Origin of the sequence: Streptomyces sp. CA-179760, assembly GCF_050937045.1 — a bacterium.
Lineage (GTDB): Bacteria > Actinomycetota > Actinomycetes > Streptomycetales > Streptomycetaceae > Streptomyces.
Genome location: NZ_JBNJLZ010000001.1, coordinates 9124737 through 9140000, shown reverse-complemented (window position 1 = coordinate 9140000; position 15264 = coordinate 9124737). Strand labels below are relative to the sequence as shown.

At 71.0% G+C, this 15264-nt stretch carries 12 protein-coding genes and 2 pseudogenes; 7 read left to right on the top strand and 7 right to left on the bottom strand.

From position 1 onward, the window contains the following. Window positions 1-33: 33 nt before the first annotated feature. The 6 genes and pseudogenes from ACQEV8_RS41360 to ACQEV8_RS41335 all read right to left on the bottom strand — a co-directional run. Window positions 34-661: pseudogene (locus ACQEV8_RS41360) on the bottom strand (acyl-CoA dehydrogenase family protein); the annotation flags it as partial. Beyond that, on the bottom strand, window positions 658-1815 hold the full coding sequence (locus ACQEV8_RS41355; protein WP_432971754.1) for an LLM class flavin-dependent oxidoreductase: 1158 nt from the start codon (window positions 1813-1815) through the stop codon (window positions 658-660). The gene ACQEV8_RS41355 and the pseudogene ACQEV8_RS41360, both read right to left, overlap by 4 nt. A gap of 32 nt (window positions 1816-1847) precedes the next feature. Further along, window positions 1848-3035: an SfnB family sulfur acquisition oxidoreductase gene (locus ACQEV8_RS41350; RefSeq protein ID WP_432971751.1), complete on the bottom strand. Its 1188-nt coding sequence runs from the start codon at window positions 3033-3035 to the stop codon at window positions 1848-1850. After that, window positions 3032-3589 (bottom strand): NADPH-dependent FMN reductase, encoded by a 558-nt coding sequence (ssuE, locus tag ACQEV8_RS41345; protein WP_432971748.1) that lies wholly within the window; start codon window positions 3587-3589, stop codon window positions 3032-3034. Before ssuE ends, ACQEV8_RS41350 begins: the two co-directional genes overlap by 4 nt. Window positions 3590-3633: 44 nt before the next feature. Further along, a complete protein-coding gene (sfnG, locus tag ACQEV8_RS41340) occupies window positions 3634-4761 on the bottom strand; it encodes a dimethylsulfone monooxygenase SfnG (protein ID WP_432971745.1) in 1128 nt (375 codons plus the stop codon). Between the two features lie 199 nt (window positions 4762-4960). Next, window positions 4961-5041, bottom strand: coding sequence for a putative leader peptide (locus ACQEV8_RS41335; RefSeq protein ID WP_432973376.1), 81 nt, complete (start codon window positions 5039-5041; stop codon window positions 4961-4963). A 137-nt stretch (window positions 5042-5178) separates the two neighbouring features. On the opposite strand from ACQEV8_RS41335, the gene ACQEV8_RS41330 reads away from it, so the two are divergent. From ACQEV8_RS41330 to ACQEV8_RS41310, 5 genes are all read left to right on the top strand, one after another. After that, window positions 5179-6084 carry a LysR family transcriptional regulator gene (locus ACQEV8_RS41330; RefSeq protein ID WP_432971742.1) on the top strand — a complete coding sequence of 302 codons (906 nt, stop codon included), beginning with the start codon at window positions 5179-5181 and terminating at the stop codon, window positions 6082-6084. A 115-nt stretch (window positions 6085-6199) separates the two neighbouring features. Further along, complete coding sequence (locus tag ACQEV8_RS41325) at window positions 6200-8260, top strand: glycosyltransferase family 2 protein (protein ID WP_432971739.1); 2061 nt, start codon at window positions 6200-6202, stop codon at window positions 8258-8260. Window positions 8261-8420: 160 nt separating this feature from the next. Next, the gene (locus tag ACQEV8_RS41320; RefSeq protein WP_432971736.1) at window positions 8421-10484 is read left to right on the top strand and encodes a discoidin domain-containing protein; all 2064 of its coding nucleotides are present in this window, start codon (window positions 8421-8423) and stop codon (window positions 10482-10484) included. A 19-nt stretch (window positions 10485-10503) separates the two neighbouring features. Continuing rightward, on the top strand, window positions 10504-11100 hold the full coding sequence (locus tag ACQEV8_RS41315) for a TetR/AcrR family transcriptional regulator (RefSeq protein WP_432971733.1): 597 nt from the start codon (window positions 10504-10506) through the stop codon (window positions 11098-11100). Between the two features lie 67 nt (window positions 11101-11167). After that, the gene (locus ACQEV8_RS41310; RefSeq protein ID WP_432971730.1) at window positions 11168-11965 is read left to right on the top strand and encodes a carbon-nitrogen family hydrolase; all 798 of its coding nucleotides are present in this window, start codon (window positions 11168-11170) and stop codon (window positions 11963-11965) included. Between the two features lie 46 nt (window positions 11966-12011). Here the strand turns inward: ACQEV8_RS41310 and gdhA are convergent. Next, window positions 12012-13358, bottom strand: a pseudogene (gene gdhA / locus ACQEV8_RS41305) (NADP-specific glutamate dehydrogenase). A 318-nt stretch (window positions 13359-13676) separates the two neighbouring features. Here gdhA and ACQEV8_RS41300 point away from each other — a divergent pair. Continuing rightward, entirely contained in the window at window positions 13677-13835 is a 159-nt protein-coding gene (locus ACQEV8_RS41300) for a hypothetical protein (RefSeq protein WP_432971727.1), read from the top strand. Between the two features lie 253 nt (window positions 13836-14088). Continuing rightward, a complete protein-coding gene (locus ACQEV8_RS41295) occupies window positions 14089-15207 on the top strand; it encodes a hypothetical protein (protein WP_432971724.1) in 1119 nt (372 codons plus the stop codon). Window positions 15208-15264 lie beyond the last annotated feature (57 nt).

Sequence of the window (15264 nt, the reverse complement as noted above, 5' to 3'; positions counted from 1 at the left end):
CGTCGGTGGGGGCGGTGATCGCGGTGAGCAGCGCACATCCTCGAACCGCACCGTGCCGCTGGCGGTGCCGCGTTGCCCGATGCCGTCCCAGTCGTCGACCACCGTGACCCCGGGAGCGTCGTGCGGGACGAACACCGCGGTGAGGCTGTCGTCCGGGGCGAGGGCGAAGACCGGGATCCAGTGGGTGAACAGGGCGCCGGTGGGATAGTTCTTGGTGCCGGTCAGGGTGTAGGAGCCGTCGGGGGCGGGGCTTCAGGAGGGTGACGAACTCCAGCGCGAGCCGGGTGCCCTTCTCGGCGAGGGCGTTGCCGAACCTGCGGCCCGCCAGCAGCTCGGCGTGGAACAGGTCGCGTTGCGGGGCTGTGCCGTTCTCCTTCAGCACCTCCACGAAGAAGAAGTGGTTCTGCGGGATCTGGCCGATGCTGCCGTCGGCGGCCGACAGCAGCCGGACGACCTCGCCGAGGGGGCGCGCGCCCACCTCGGCACCGTCGTGGGAGCGGGGCACGGTGATGCCGAGCAGCCCGGAGGCGGACAGCCGGTCGAGTTCGGCGCGCGGCAGGATGCGCTCGGCGTCGCGCAGGGCCGCCTCACGGGCGAACCCGGCGGCGAGTTCGGCCGTGACGGCGACCGCCTCGGCGTCGTCGGCGATCACGTGCGTCACCGTGGGTTTCCCGCTCCCGCGAAGGGGACCTGAGCGGCGGCCGCGACCCGCGGGAAGGGGTGCTGCCACAGGCCCTGTGCCTCCAGCCTCGGCAGGACGCCCTCACCGAACCAGTAGGCCTCCTCCAGGTGGGGGTAGCCGGACAGGACGAACTCCTCGATGCCGAGGGCCGCGTACTCCTTGATGCGTTCGGCGACCTCGTCGTGGCTGCCGACGAGGGCCGTGCCCGCCCCGCCGCGCACCAGGCCGATGCCGGCCCACAGGTTGGGGTGGATCTCCAGGCCGTCCCGGTTGCCGCCGCCGTGCAGGGCGAGCATGCGCTGCTGCCCGGCGGACTCGCTGCGGGCCAGCCCTGCCTGCACGGACGCCACGGTCTCCGGGTCGAAGCCGTCCAGCAGCCGGTCGGCCTCCGCCCACGCCTGCTCGGAGGTGTCGCGGGTGATGACGTGCAGCCTGATGCCGAACCGGACGGTGCGGCCCTGCTCGGCCGCCAGCTTCCTGATCCAGGCGATCTTCTCGGCGACCTGCGCGGGCGGTTCGCCCCAGGTGAGGTACACGTCCACGTGCCGCGCGGCGATCTCTCCGGCGATCGGCGAGGAGCCGCCGAAGTAGACCTCGGGGACCGGGTCGGGCACCCGGGCCAGCGTCGCGTCCGCCACCTGGAGGTGCTCGCCGTGCAGATCGACGGTCTTGCCCTCCCACAGCTCCCGCACGATCTGCAGGAACTCGCCGGTGCGGCGGTAGCGCGCGTCCTTGTCGAGGAAGTCGCCGTAGGCGCGCTGCTCGTGGCTCTCCCCGCCGGTGACGACGTTGAGCAGCAGCCGTCCGCCGCTCTGCCGCTGGAAGGTGGAGGCCATCTGCGCGGCGAGCGTGGGCGAGACGAAGCCGGGCCGGAAGGCGACCAGGAATTTCAGCCGTTCGGTGTTCTGGCTGACCATCGCCGTCGTCAGCCACGCGTCCTCGCACCAGGCGCCGGTGGGGGTGAGGGCGCCGACGAAGCCGAGGTCCTCGGCGGCCCGGGCGATCTGGCTCAGGTAGGCGACCGTCGGCGGCCGGTCCCGGCCGGAGGCGGTGGCCGGGGTGCCGTGGCCGCCGCCGACGACATGGCGGCTGTCGCCGTTGGTGGGCAAGAACCAGTGGAAGGTGAGGGACACGAGGGGTCTCCGATCGTGAGGTGGGAGGCGGGTCAGAGCAGTCCGTGCCGGGGCGGCCGGGTGCCGCCCAGGACGTAGTGGCCGATGTGCTGGACCTTCCAGCGGGCCGGGTCGTGCAGAGTGTGGGTGCGGGCGTCGCGCCAGTGGCGGTGCAGGCCCAGGGAGTCGAGCGCCGCGCGGGTGCCGGCGACCTCGAACAGGGCGCTGCCGATCTCGACGGCGGTCTCCGCGGCGGTCACCTTGGCGGCGGCCACCGCGATCGAGGCCTCGGCGGCCGAGTCGTCGGTCAGGTCCTCCCGGGCGGCGTCGACCGCTTGGGCGGCCTCCCGCAGCAGGGCCTCGGCCGCCCGGAGGCGGATCGCGAGTTCACCGAACCGCTGGATCAGCAGCGGATCCTCCGCGGCCGTCTCCAGCCCGCTCTCGAACCAGGGCCGGCTCTTCGTACGGACGAATTCCACGGCCTCCGCCAGCGCGCCGGAGGCGATCCCCGCGTCGATGGCGACGTGCAGCAACTGAGCGACGGCACCGTGGAGTTGAGGCCCCTGGAAGGTGAGGTGGTGGGGCAGGACCCGGTCGGCCGGGACGTGTACTCGCTCCAGGCGGACGGTTCCGCTGGCTGTGGTGCGCTGCCCCATGCCGTCCCAGTCGTCGACGATCGTCAGGCCGGGGGCGTCGCGGGGCACGTACGCCACGTGCAGGGTGTCGTCGTCGGCCCGGGCGAGGACGGGGATCCAGTGGGCGAACAGGGCGCCCGTGGAGTAGTGCTTGACGCCGTCGAGGACGTACGAGCCGTCCGGGCGAGAGGCCAGCCTGGTGCGGATGTCCTGGACGTGCTTGGTGCCCGCCTCGGACTGTGCGTTGCCGAACCTCTTGCCCCGCAGTACCTCGCCGAAGAAGAACTCCTGCTGGGCGCGTGTGCCCTGGCGGCGCAGCACGTTGACGTAGACGAAGTGGCTCTGCGGGATCTGGGCGATGCTGCCGTCGGCGGAGGCCAGCAGCCGGAAGATCTCGGCGAGCGTCCCGGCACGGACGTCCGCGCCGCCGAACTCGGCCGGGACGCTGACGGCCAACAGGCCCGAGGCGGACAGCCGTTCCAGCTCCGCGTGCGGCAGCCTGCGCCGCACATCCCGTTCGGCGGCTTCCTTGCGGAAGTCCGCGGCCAGGTCGGCGGCGACGGCCAGGGCCTCGGCGTCGTCGGCGATCACACGGTCCGCGCTCATCCGGTGGCTGCCAGCAGTGTCGTACGGCCGCCCAGCGCGGTGGAGAACTGGTCCGTGACCTGGGCCAGTGCCTGGGCCGAGCCGGGGGCGACGGCCAGGGAGCCGTCGTCGCTCACGGTGATGTCCGTGTCGAGGGTGAACCAGCCCGGGACGATGTGCGCGGCGCCCATGGAGCTCAGCACGGGACGCAGGGCGTAGTCGATGGCCAGGACGTGGGCGACGGACCCGCCGGTGGCGAGCGGCAGCACCGTCTTTCCGGCCAGTGCGTACTGCGGGAGCAGGTCCAGCAGGGACTTCAGCAGTCCGGAGTAGGCGGCTTTGTAGACGGGGGTGCCGACCACGACCCCGTCGGCCTGCTCGACCAGGGCGGTGGCGCGGACGACCTCGGGGTGGCGGAAGTCCGCCCCGAGGAGGGCCTCGGCGGGGATGTTCCGGACGTCGAGCGGGATCACCTCGTGGCCTTGGGCGGTGAGCCGGGCGTCGAGGTGGCGCAGCAGTCGCTGGGTGCGGGAGGCGGCGGAGGGGCTGCCGGAAACGGAGACGATGGTGGCCATGCGGGGCTCTTCCCTTCGTGGCTGTACTCGGGCGGGCGGTGGGGTCAGGCGTGGGCCGCGGCGGGCTCGAAGCCGGCTTCCTGGGCCTCCAGTTCGCGCACGAGGGGCAGCACCCGCTTGCCGAAGTACTCGACCTCCTCGTGGTAGTGCAGGAAGCCGAGGAGGAAGAGGTCGACGCCGAGCCGCTTGTAGGCGACGATCCGTTCGGCGATCTGCTCCGGTGTCCCGATCAGGCCCGTGCGGAAACCGTCGTTGTACTGGACGAGGTCCTCGAAGCCGGAGTCCTGCCACATGCCCTTGCCGTCGGCGGTGGACTGTCCGGCCTGCTGGACGGCGTCGCGGAAGCCGTGCACGGCCTCGGTGTCGGCGTGGGCGACGATCTCGCGGAGCTGCTCTCGGGCCTCGGCCTCGGTGTCGCGGGCGATCAGGAAGCCGTTGAGTCCGAACTTCGGGGGCGTGCGGCCCGCCTCGGCGGCGGAGGCGCGTACGTCGGCGATCTGCTCGGTGACGCCGTCGAAGTCCTTGCCGTTGCTGAAGTACCAGTCGGAGACCCGGCCGGCCATGGCGCGGGCGGCGGTGGAGTTGCCGCCCTGGAAGATCTCGGGGTGCGGGCGCTCGGGGGTGTTCAGCGGCTTGGGCTTGAGGGAGAAGTCGCGCACCCGGTAGAAGTCACCGGCGAGTTCGGCGTGGTCCTCGGTCCAGATGGTGCGCAGGGCGGTGATGAACTCCTCCGCGCGCCGGTAGCGCTCGTCGTGCTCCAGCCACGGTTCACCGAGTGCGGTGAACTCGCCCTTGAACCAGCCACTGACGACGTTGACGGCGAAGCGGCCGTTCGACAGGTGGTCGGCGGTGGCGCCGAGCTTGGCGAGGACGCCCGGGTGCCACAGGCCGGGGTGGACGGCGGCGATGACCTTCAGCCGCTGGGTGGCGAGCAGCAGGGCGAGGCTGAAGCTGGTCGACTCGTGCTGGTTCTCGGCACCGTAGCCGGCCATGTAGCGGACCTGGCTGAGGGCGTAGTCGAAGCCGTTGTTCTCGGCGAGGACGGCCAGTTCGCGGTTGTAGTCGTAGCCCCAGTCGGTGTGCTGCTCGACGGTGCTGGTGACCAGGCCGCCGCTGACGTTCGGCACCCAGTAGGCGAAACGGACGGCGTCGGATGCGGGCGGTAGGGGCATGGGGGACTCCTGGGAGAGCGGAAAGGCACGCGAAACACACAGGCGTCGGCACGGAATCGTGCACGCGAGGGGAATTCAGGCGCGCTGGAACAGCGGTCCCGGGAAAGCAGTCATGACGACGGAGAACGTCCGGGACCGGAATTCAGGAAGGGAGGGGCGCAGAAAGCGAGTGGGAGGGTTTCCCTCGGGTGCGCTGCGCTCAGACGCGGCTGCGACAGCAGGAGCTGGAGACACGCGCGAGATCGACGTGGCGTCGCTGCGTGAGGTCCAGTTGCTTCATGTCAACGATCCAACCAAGCGGGGGTCCGGCCGGTCAAGCAGACCGGGTGGTTATTCCACATGGTGAGAGTCGGTATTCACGAGGTTGTGACAGGGATTCCCTTGAACCGGGCCCGCGGGGGCACGCAGTCTCCTGTCGTGCGTATGGAACAGCTGGAATACATCGCCGCCGTCACCCGGTTCGGTTCACTGCGGCGCGCCGCCGAGGAACTCCATCTGTCGCAGCCCGCGTTGAGCGAGACCGTGCGCAATCTGGAGCGGGAACTCGGAGTGGACCTGCTGGAGCGCAAACGGTCGGGGGCGAAGGTCAGCGACGAGGGCCGGGAGCTGCTGCCGCACATCATGACGGTGCTGGACGCGGTGGACCGGCTGCGCGGCGCGGCCGGCGACCAGCATCGCGTCAGCCGCATGGTGCGGCTCGGCACGGTCAACACGGCCACGGTTCCGCTGCTCATCCCGACCGTGCGGGAGTTCCGGGCCGCACACCCGGCCACCCAGGTCGAGGTGGTCGGCGCGCAGCAGGCCGACATCCACCGCGGGCTGCTGGAGGGTGCCTTCGACCTGGGGCTGGTGAACTACCTCCACGGCGACGACATGCCGCCCGGCTTCGAGACGACCGAGCTGCTGCGCGGGCGGCCGGTGGTGTGCGTACGCCCGGACAGTCCGCTGGCGGCCCTGGACACGGTGGACGTGGACAGCCTCCTCGCCGAGCCTCTCATCGTGATGCGGTCCGGCTATGTCATGCACCGCTACGTCCACCGGCTGCTGCGCGGCCGGACACCGTCCTTCTCGTACTCCACCGACGGCGCCGAGATGGGCAAGCTGATGGTCGCCGAGGGGCTGGGGGCGACGGTGCTGCCGGACTTCAGCGTCCTCGGCGATCCCCTGGAGCGGCGGGGCACGCTGACCGTACGGCCGCTGGCGGGTGACGAGACCGATGTGCTGCTGGTGCTGCAGCGCCGCCATGCCGTCTCGGTCCCCCGGGCCGTGCGTGATCTGCACACGCTGTTCGTACGCAACGCGGAGGCTCACCGGGCGTCGTGACGCGGAGTCCTCCCGGGGCCGAACGGGTGGTTCACACACTCCGTCGGCGTATGGGGACGCCTCTCGCGGGGCGACCGGGCCTGAACGCGCCGGAGGCTCCAAGGAGAGGGGAGTCATGATGTTCCGTACGAATCCGCCCCGCGTCAGCGTGATCATCCCCGCGTACAACTCCATGCCGGAACTGACGAAGTGCGTCACCTCCGTCATGGAGCAGACGCTCGGCCTGGACAGGATCGAGATCATCGCGGTCGACGACGGCTCGACCGACGGCACCGCGGACGAGCTGGACCGGCTCGCGCGCACCTGCCCCGGAATGCGGGTCGTGCACCAGCCCAACAGCGGCGGAGCCGGAGGCCCGCGCAACACCGGGCTGGACATGGCCGTCGGTGACTATGTCTTCTTCCTCGACTCCGACGACTACCTGGGCCCCGACGCCCTGCGCCGCATGGTGGCGATGGCGGACGAGAACCGCACCGACGTGGTCCTCGGCAGGATGGTGTCCGTGGGCGGTCGTGCCGTGCCGACGGCCGTCTTCTCGCACAACCAGCCCCGGACCGACGTCTTCTCCTCCGCCGCCTATCGCACCCTGGGCTGCTGGAAGCTGTTCCGGCACTCGCTGATCGAGCGGCTGGACCTGAGGTTCCCGCCGTACCGCAACTGCGAGGACAAGCCGTTCACCGCCGCGGCCTTCCTCAACGCCGACGGCATCTCCGTGGTCGCCGACTACGACTGCTACTACTCGCGCAATCGCCAGAACGGCAACAATCTCACCCTCACCGCCGCCGGCCTCGTCCACCGCATGGACGGCACCCGGCTGTGCTTCGAGACGGTCGCCCGCTATCTGGAACCCGGCCCGCGCCGGGACCAGATCATGCGCCGCCACGTCGAGTGGGAGCTGTGCGGGCCGCTGCGCGCGCTGCTGCCCAAGGAGAGCGAACAGCAGGCTCGGGAGCGCTTCTATCCGCAGTTCCGGACGTGGGCACTGAGCTACGTCACCGAAGGCGTCTTCCAGCAGCTCGCCCCGCCGGACCGGCTCATCGTCCACCTGCTGCGCGCGGACCGGTACGAGGACCTCATCACCGTGGCCCGGCACGCCAAGGAGGACGCGGCGCGCGGCAACGTCGTCGACAAGGGCCGCGTCTACTGGCGCCACCCCTTCTTCCGGGACCCCGCGAAGGCGGTCCCGGACGCCTGTTTCGACGCCACGGACCGGCTCCCGGTCCGCCATGAGCTGGCCGAAGCGGCATGGAAGGGCGACGGCGGTGTGCTCCGGCTCGCCGGCCACGCCCGTATCGAGTCCCTGGGCGCCCTGGAGCCCACCACCCGGCTGATCCTGCGCCCGCGCGGCTTCCCGCACCCGGACATCCATGTACCCGTGACCGTCCGCACCGCTTCCCACCAGCCCGACGACCAGACCACCGGCTTCCTCGTCGAGGTGGACCTGAGCACCGTGAACTCGGGCGCACCGCTCGGCGCCGGGGTGTGGGACCTCCATCTGGACGTGCGGGCCGAGGGAGTCAGCCGGACCGTGAGACTCCGGCAGGCGCGGACGGACGCGAACGGCGAGCGGACCGCCCCGCCGCGGCGCGAGGTCGTTGCCGCCAACTCCCGGCCCGGGCACGAGCCCACCACCGCGCGTCCCTTCTTCACTCCGTACGGGAACCTCTCCCTGGACATCCGGCGGACCGACGGCGAGCCGGTCTGCCAGGTGACCGGGTTCGTCTGGGACACGTCCGCGCCCGGCACACTCGTCGTCAGCGGACGTCTGACGGATGAAGCAGCACGCCGCCCCGGGCCCACGGCCCTGCGCGCCGAAGGCGACTCGGGCTCGGTGCGAGAGGTGCCCCTGCGGTACGCGCCGGACGGTGGCGGCACCGGGTTCACCGCCCGTCTGCCGGTCAGGAAGCTGTCTCCGGGGCGCTGGACTCTGACCCTCCGCACGGACGAGGCGAACAGCCGGATTCCCGTGCCGGCGCTGAAGGGACTGACCGGCACCCGCTGGTTCCGCGCCGCCCGGCTCGGCCGCCCCTACTACGCCAAGCCGCTCCCCGGGACTCGAAGGGGGCCGTGGTGCTGCTCGTGGCGCCGGTCGGACTCGCGGCGGCCCTTCGCGGACGGCTCCCTCGACGCGGATCCGGCTCCCGCCCGTGATGCCTTCCTGGTGCCCCGTCAGTAGGTCATCTGTCCCGGACTCTTGACTCGTACGGCGGCAGTGGTCATCCTCGTCGCACCATGGGCGAGGTCATGACAATCGGGCTGTCGCTCTCCGGCCCACAAGGCCAAGGACGGCCCGATACGTCGACCCCCGCCATCCCGCCGACCGAGGGACGTGGGCTGTGACCAGTTCCGGACGCCCGTACCGCAGACGCAAGAACATCACCGTTGCGTCGCTCCTCCTGCTCGTGCTGTCGATCGCGCTCGGCCCCACGCCGAGTTCGGCGGCCGGAACCGACTGGTGGAACCCGACCGCGCGGCCCGCGCCGGACTCCGGGGTCGATGTCACGGGCGAGCCCTTCACCGGCACCAATGCCCGGGGCGAGGTGCGCGGCTTCGTCGACGCGCACGACCACATCTTCTCCAACGAGGCCTTCGGCGGCCGTCTGATCTGCGGAAAGCCGTTCTCCGAGCAGGGCGTCGCGGACGCGCTCAAAGACTGTCCCGAGCACTACCCGGACGGGTCCCTCGCGATCTTCGACTTCATCACCAACGGCGGTGACGGCAAGCACGACCCGAACGGCTGGCCCACCTTCAAGGACTGGCCGGCCCATGACTCGCTGACCCACCAGCAGAACTACTACGCCTGGGTGGAGCGGGCCTGGCGCGGCGGCCAGCGGGTGCTGGTCAACGACCTCGTCACCAACGGCGTGATCTGCTCGGTCTACTTCTTCAAGGACCGCGGCTGCGACGAGATGACGTCCATCCGGTTGCAGGCCAAGCTGTCGTACGACATGCAGGCCTACATCGACAAGATCTACGGCGGGCCGGGCAAGGGCTTCTTCCGGATCGTCACCGACAGCGCACAGGCCCGTGAGGTCGTCGAGCAGGGCAAGCTGGCTGTCGTCCTCGGCGTGGAGACGTCCGAGCCCTTCGGCTGCAAGCAGATCCTCGACATCGCGCAGTGCAGCAGGGCCGACATCGACAAGGGCCTGGACGAGTTGCACGCGCTGGGCGTGCGCAGCATGTTCCTGTGCCACAAGTTCGACAACGCGCTGTGCGGTGTCCGCTTCGACTCGGGCTCGCTCGGAACGGCCATCAACGTCGGGCAGTTCCTGTCGACGGGCACCTACTGGAAGACGGAGCAGTGCAAGGGGCCGCAAGCCGACAACCCCATCGGCAACGCCTCGGCCGCCGAAGCCGAGAAGAAGCTCCCGGCAGGCGAGGAGGTCCCCTCGTACAGCGCCGACGCCCAGTGCAACGTCAGAGGGCTCACCGCACTCGGTGAGTACGCCGCCCGCGGCATGATGAAACGCGGGATGATGCTGGAGATCGACCACATGAGCGTCAAGGCCACCGGCCGGGTGCTCGACATCTTCGAGGCCGAGTCCTACCCGGGCGTGCTCTCCTCGCACAGCTGGATGGACCTGGACTGGACCGAGCGGGTCTACGGTCTCGGCGGCTTCATCGCCCAGTACATGCACGGCTCCGAGGGCTTCGTCTCGGAGGCGAAGCGCACCGAGGCCCTGCGTGACAAGTACGGGGTGGGCTACGGGTACGGCACCGACATGAACGGCGTCGGCGGCTGGCCGGGCCCGCGGGGAGCGGACGCCCCGAACAAGGTCACCTACCCCTTCAAGAGCGTCGACGGCGGCTCCGTCATCGACCGACAGACCACCGGTCAGCGCACCTGGGACCTGAACACCGACGGCGCCGCCCACTACGGTCTCGTCCCGGACTGGATCGAGGACATCCGCCGGGTCGGCGGCCAGGACGTGGTGGACGACCTGTTCCGCGGCGCCGAGTCCTACCTCGACACCTGGGGGACCTCCGAGAACCACGAGGCCGGAGTCAATCTGGCGACCGGCGCCACCGCGTCGGCCAGTTCCTCGGAGTGGAGCCTGTTCACGAGCTACAAGCCGCACCGGGCCGTCGACGGCGACGGCGGCACCCGCTGGGCGAGCGACTGGAGCGACGACCAGTGGTACCAGCTCGATCTCGGGTCCGCGAAGCGCGTCGAGCGGGTCACCCTCGACTGGGATCGCGCCTACGCGAAGTCGTACCGCGTCGAGCTCTCCACCGACGGAACGAACTGGCGGACCGCCTGGTCCACGACGGCGGGCGACGGTGGCCTGGACACCGCGAGATTCGCCGGCACACCGGCCAGGTACGTACGCGTCCAGGGGCTGGAACGCGGCACGGACTGGGGCTACTCCCTCTCCGAGGTCGGTGTCCACGGCAGCTGACACCCACGAGAGGGGTTCCATGGCACGGTTGCCGTCCGCCGAGCGGCGGCGACAGCTCACCGAAGCGGCGATCAGGGCGATGGCCCGGGACGGCGTCCCCAGGACGACGACCCGGTCCATCGCCGCCGAGGCGGGCGTCTCGCTGAGCGTCTTCCACTACTGCTTCGACTCCAAGCAGGAGCTGATCGAGTCCGTCATCACCACCATCACCGGGCACTACGTGACGGTGGTGAAGGAGGCCCTGCGGCCCAGGGCCGGCCTCGAGGAGACCGTCCGGGCGGGCTTCCAGGCGTACTGGGAGCACGTCCGGGCCCACCCCGACGAGCACATGCTCACCTATGAGCTCACGCAGTACGCGCTGCGCCAGCCCGGCTTCGAGCATCTCGCGCGGCGCCAGTACGAGCTGTACGCCGAGGCGTACAGCGAGCTGATCGACCAGCTGCGGCAGACCATGGGCCTGCGCCTGCGCGTACCCGCCCCCGTCCTCGCGCGCTACCTGGCGGCGATGACCGACGGCCTGACCCTCAACTACCTCGTGCTCGGCGACGACGGCGCCTGGGCGGGCATCCTCGACACGGTCACCGCGCACATCGCCGGCCTGGTGTGCGAGCCCTGAGAACAGGCGGGATGCGCGTCCGGGTCCTTAGGCTCGTAGGGGACGGGTATTCCCGGAGGTGACAGTCATGCGAGCCTCGCTGATACAGCTGTCCGTGGACGCGACGGACTCCGCCGAGGAGCGCCGCCGCAGGGCGTCCTCGCTGGTCCGCGGCCGGACCGGCGACGATCTGGTGGTCCTGCCGGAACTGTGGACGGCAGGCGCCTGGTCGTACGACGACTGGGGGCGCGACGCCGAGAGTGCCGACGGCCCCACCGCCGAGGCCATGTCCGCGGCGGCGCGTGCGGCCGGGGTCTGGCTGCACGGCGGATCGATCGTCGAGCGGGACGCGGACGGGACCCTGTACAACACCGCCCTCCTCTTCGACCGGGCCGGTGACCTGCGCGGCCACTACCGCAAGATCCACCGGTACGGCTTCGACACGGGTGAGGCGACCATGATGGGCGGGGGCGGCGACATCGTCACCGTGCCCACCGAATTCGGTGTGATCGGCCTCGCCATCTGCTACGACCTGCGCTTCCCCGAGCTCTTCCGAAGCCTCATCGACGAGGGGGCGGAGCTGATCGTGGTGCCCGCCGCCTGGCCGGCGGCCCGGCTCGCCCACTGGCAGCTCCTGACCCGCACGAGGGCCCTGGAGGAGCAGGTCTTCCTGCTGGCCTGCTGCGCCACGGGTACCCATGGCGGGATGCGGCAGGGCGGGCACAGCGTGGCCGTCGACCCCTGGGGGACCGTCCTGGGCGAGGCCGGCACCGCGGCGGAGACGGTGACGGTGGAGGTCGACATGGGCGAGGTCGCCCGGATCCGCTCGGAACTCCCCGTCCTGCGTGACCGCGTCCTGGCCGTGGGGTCCGCCGCCGGCCAGTGAGGCCGGCGGCCGGCTCAGTCGACGGACGGCTCAGTCGACGGACGGCCTACACGACGCCCTGGGCCGTCATCGCCTCGGCGACGCGGAGGAAGCCCGCCGTGTTGGCCCCGAGGACGTAGTCGTCGGCGTCGCCGCCGTAGGTCTCCGCGGTGACACGGCACTGGGCATGTACCTGTCCCATGATGGTCGCGAGCCGGTCCTCCGTCCGCTCGAAGGTCCAGCTGTCGCGTGAGGCGTTCTGCTGCATCTCCAGCGCTGAGGTCGCGACCCCGCCCGCGTTGGCCGCCTTGCCCGGCGCGAAGAGGGTCTGTGCCTCGCGGAACACCTCGATCGCCTCGGGCGTGCAGGGCATGTTCGCGCCCTCGGCCACGGCGAGCACGCCGTTCTTCACCAGTGCGACGGCGTCCTGGCGGCCCAGCTCGTTCTGGGTCGCGCACGGCAGGGCGATGTCGCACGGCACGTCGTACACCGACCCCCGGGCGGAGAACCGCGCGGTCGGCCTCGCCTCGGCGTAGGCGGAGACCCGGGCCCTGCGCACCTCCTTGACCTCCTTGAGCAGGTCGAGGTCGATGCCGTCCTCGTCGACCAGATACCCGGAGGAGTCGGAGCAGGCCACCACGCGTCCGCCCAGGGCATGGACCTTCTCGGCGGCGTAGACGGCGACGTTTCCCGACCCGGAGACCACGACGCGGCGTCCGTCGAAGTCCTGGCCGCGCGTGGCGAGCATCGCCCGGGCGAAGTACACCGCGCCGTAGCCGGTGGCCTCGGTGCGGGCGTGGGAGCCGCCTCAGCCGACCGGCTTGCCGGTCAGGACACCGGCCTCGTAGCGGTTGGTGATCCGCTTGTACTGTCCGAAGAGGTAGCCGATCTCGCGGCCGCCCACGCCGATGTCCCCAGCGGGCACGTCCGTGTGCTCGCCCAGGTGGCGGTACAGCTCCGTCATGAACGCCTGGCAGAAGCGCATGACCTCGCCGTCGGAGCGGCCCTTGGGGTCGAAGTCCGCCCCGCCCTTGCCGCCGCCGATCGCCATGCCGGTCAGCGCGTTCTTGAGGATCTGCTCGAAGCCGAGGAACTTGACGATGCCCAGGTTGACGCTGGGGTGGAAGCGCAGGCCTCCCTTGTAGGGTCCCAGCGCGCTGTTGAACTCCACCCGGAAACCGCGGTTGACCCGTACCGTGCCTTGGTCGTCCACCCACGGGACCCGGAACATCAACTGCCGCTCGGGCTCGCAGAGCCGCTCCACGATCCGGGCCTCGGCGTACTCCGGGTGGACACGGAGAACGGGGCCTATGGCGTGCAGGACTTCGTGCGCCGCCTGGTGGAACTCCGTTTCCCCGGGGTCCCGTCGGCGGAGGGTGTCGTAGACGGCCTCGATGTGGGCGCTGACGTCCATGTGCGTCGTCTCTCTTCGTTCAGGTGCGGGCCGGACTCGAGCCGACCGGATGCGCGGTCGCTCGCGATGACGGACACTCACCACCACGCGTGAGCGCGCCGAAATACTCACCGGCGGGCGCTCCGCGGCGCGGTGCGGGGTCAGGGGCGTCGAGGTCGGCTTCGCGGGCAGGATCTTCCAGAGCTGCCGGACTCTGCGGCAATGGCTGGAGTTCCGTGTCCCGGTGCAGGTCACGCTCGCACCCCGCGCCTACACCATCGTCGAACTCGAACTGCCACAGTCCGTCAGCTGGGCCCGCTCGGGCGGGGGACTGAGGCGGTGGGAGTCAGCATTCCCACGGCTGAGGGCGACACGACCGCCGACGCCGCCCACTCGGCGCTGGAGGTCGTGTTCACCTCGGCGGGCGGAAACTCCGCGGTCTACCGTCTCGACCAGGGCTTCGGCCGAGGTCCGATCGTGGACGAGGACGCGTCGTGAGGCGAGCAGGACCCGCCCCGATGCGGATGGTGGGCGGGCCCTGCTCGTGCGGTCCATTGTCGGGAGCGCGGGGCGGCTGGGCCATGAGTGTGATGGGCCGGTGTGCGCGCGGCGCGCACACCCCGTGCGCACGGCGCACTTCACATGGCGGCACCCATCGGGGGTACGCCGTGTGTGTGACCCCGGGTTATCCCGGCCGGCCTGCGGTGACGATACTGGCAGGCGCACCTGCCCCCAGCTCACAGATGGACCCATGCCGATCTCCTCCACAGTCCGCCCCCAGACGCCCGCCACGGTGTGGCTGGCGCGCGGCCGCCATGCCTCCGGCGCCGCGGAAGACGTTCTCCGGCGCTCGCTCCAGGAGCACAAGGACAGTCAGGACATCGACGACTTCCTGGAGTTGCCCGAGGCCGAGGCCGGGCCGTCGGAGCGGGTCTTCGAGGCCCGCTGGCGGGTCGGCGACGGGGTGACCGTGCGGGCCCGGCTGAGCGTGACGCCCGGTCCGGACGGCGAGGGGCAGGAGTGGATCCTGGTCGCGGAGGCCGAGCAGCCGTGGAGCGACGACTGGCCGTCGCCGACCGGCTTGTTCTGGCCCCAGGAGCCGGATGCCGCGTGGGACCAGGACGCCACGACGAAGCTGTCCCTGCGGGAGATCAACCCGCTCCCCCAGGACGACAAGGAGACCAAGCGCCTGCTCCGCAACGCGGTGCGCGGCGGATGGCACATCCACGTGGTCGTCCACGAGGCGATGACCGCGGACGAGAAGGGCCGCATGCCGGTCGCGCGGTGGCTCCCGCCGGGCCTGCGGCAGCGGGTGGTGGAGCACCGCGCCGTTCCGCAGCAGTCGCGAGGGCTCAACTGGGCCCTGCGGGACTCCGGCGTGCAGGTGCCGCGCGGCGGCGCCGTGGTACTGCCCGGCACCCCGGCGCCGGAGGGTTACGACGCCGAGGACTTCTCGGTCCGTGCCGTCTTCCTCGACGGCTCGGAGCCCGTCGGCCTCGTCGAGGCGGTGAAGCGGTTCGCCGCGCTGCCGAGGCCGCTGCCCGACGGCGCCGAGGCCGCCCTCACCGCGCTGCGGGAGGAATGGCACCTGCTGAATCTCCAGGAGGAGCTGGACCGCCAGCGTGGTCTGGTGGCCATGTACGCCGACGCGCTGGAGGCCATGACGAAGTCCCGTGACCTGTACCGGGAGGCGGCCGAGCGCGCCCACGAGGCCTTGACCGCCTACCAGGAGTCCGACGGGACGGCTCCCGCGCGACAGCAGCCCTCCGGTGCCCCCGTCGGCTCTCCGCTGCAGCAGCTCACACGCACGTTCGAGCGCTTCAAGGGAAAGTCCCAGCGCCCCGTGGCCCCGTCCCGGGACGAACACTAGGAAGCTTCCTCGCGGGGCGCACGTGTCAGGCGCGGCCAGGTGGATACGCGGTCCGTA

Coding starts and splice junctions, on each gene's coding strand:
- ACQEV8_RS41350 (WP_432971751.1), bottom strand. CDS start 3,035: ATGAGCGCGGACCGTGTGATCGCCGACGACGCCGAGGCCCTGGCCGTC.
- ssuE (WP_432971748.1), bottom strand. CDS start 3,589: ATGGCCACCATCGTCTCCGTTTCCGGCAGCCCCTCCGCCGCCTCCCGC.
- sfnG (WP_432971745.1), bottom strand. CDS start 4,761: ATGCCCCTACCGCCCGCATCCGACGCCGTCCGTTTCGCCTACTGGGTG.
- ACQEV8_RS41335 (WP_432973376.1), bottom strand. CDS start 5,041: ATGAAGCAACTGGACCTCACGCAGCGACGCCACGTCGATCTCGCGCGT.
- ACQEV8_RS41325 (WP_432971739.1), top strand. CDS start 6,200: ATGATGTTCCGTACGAATCCGCCCCGCGTCAGCGTGATCATCCCCGCG.
- ACQEV8_RS41315 (WP_432971733.1), top strand. CDS start 10,504: ATGGCACGGTTGCCGTCCGCCGAGCGGCGGCGACAGCTCACCGAAGCG.
- ACQEV8_RS41310 (WP_432971730.1), top strand. CDS start 11,168: ATGCGAGCCTCGCTGATACAGCTGTCCGTGGACGCGACGGACTCCGCC.
- ACQEV8_RS41295 (WP_432971724.1), top strand. CDS start 14,089: ATGCCGATCTCCTCCACAGTCCGCCCCCAGACGCCCGCCACGGTGTGG.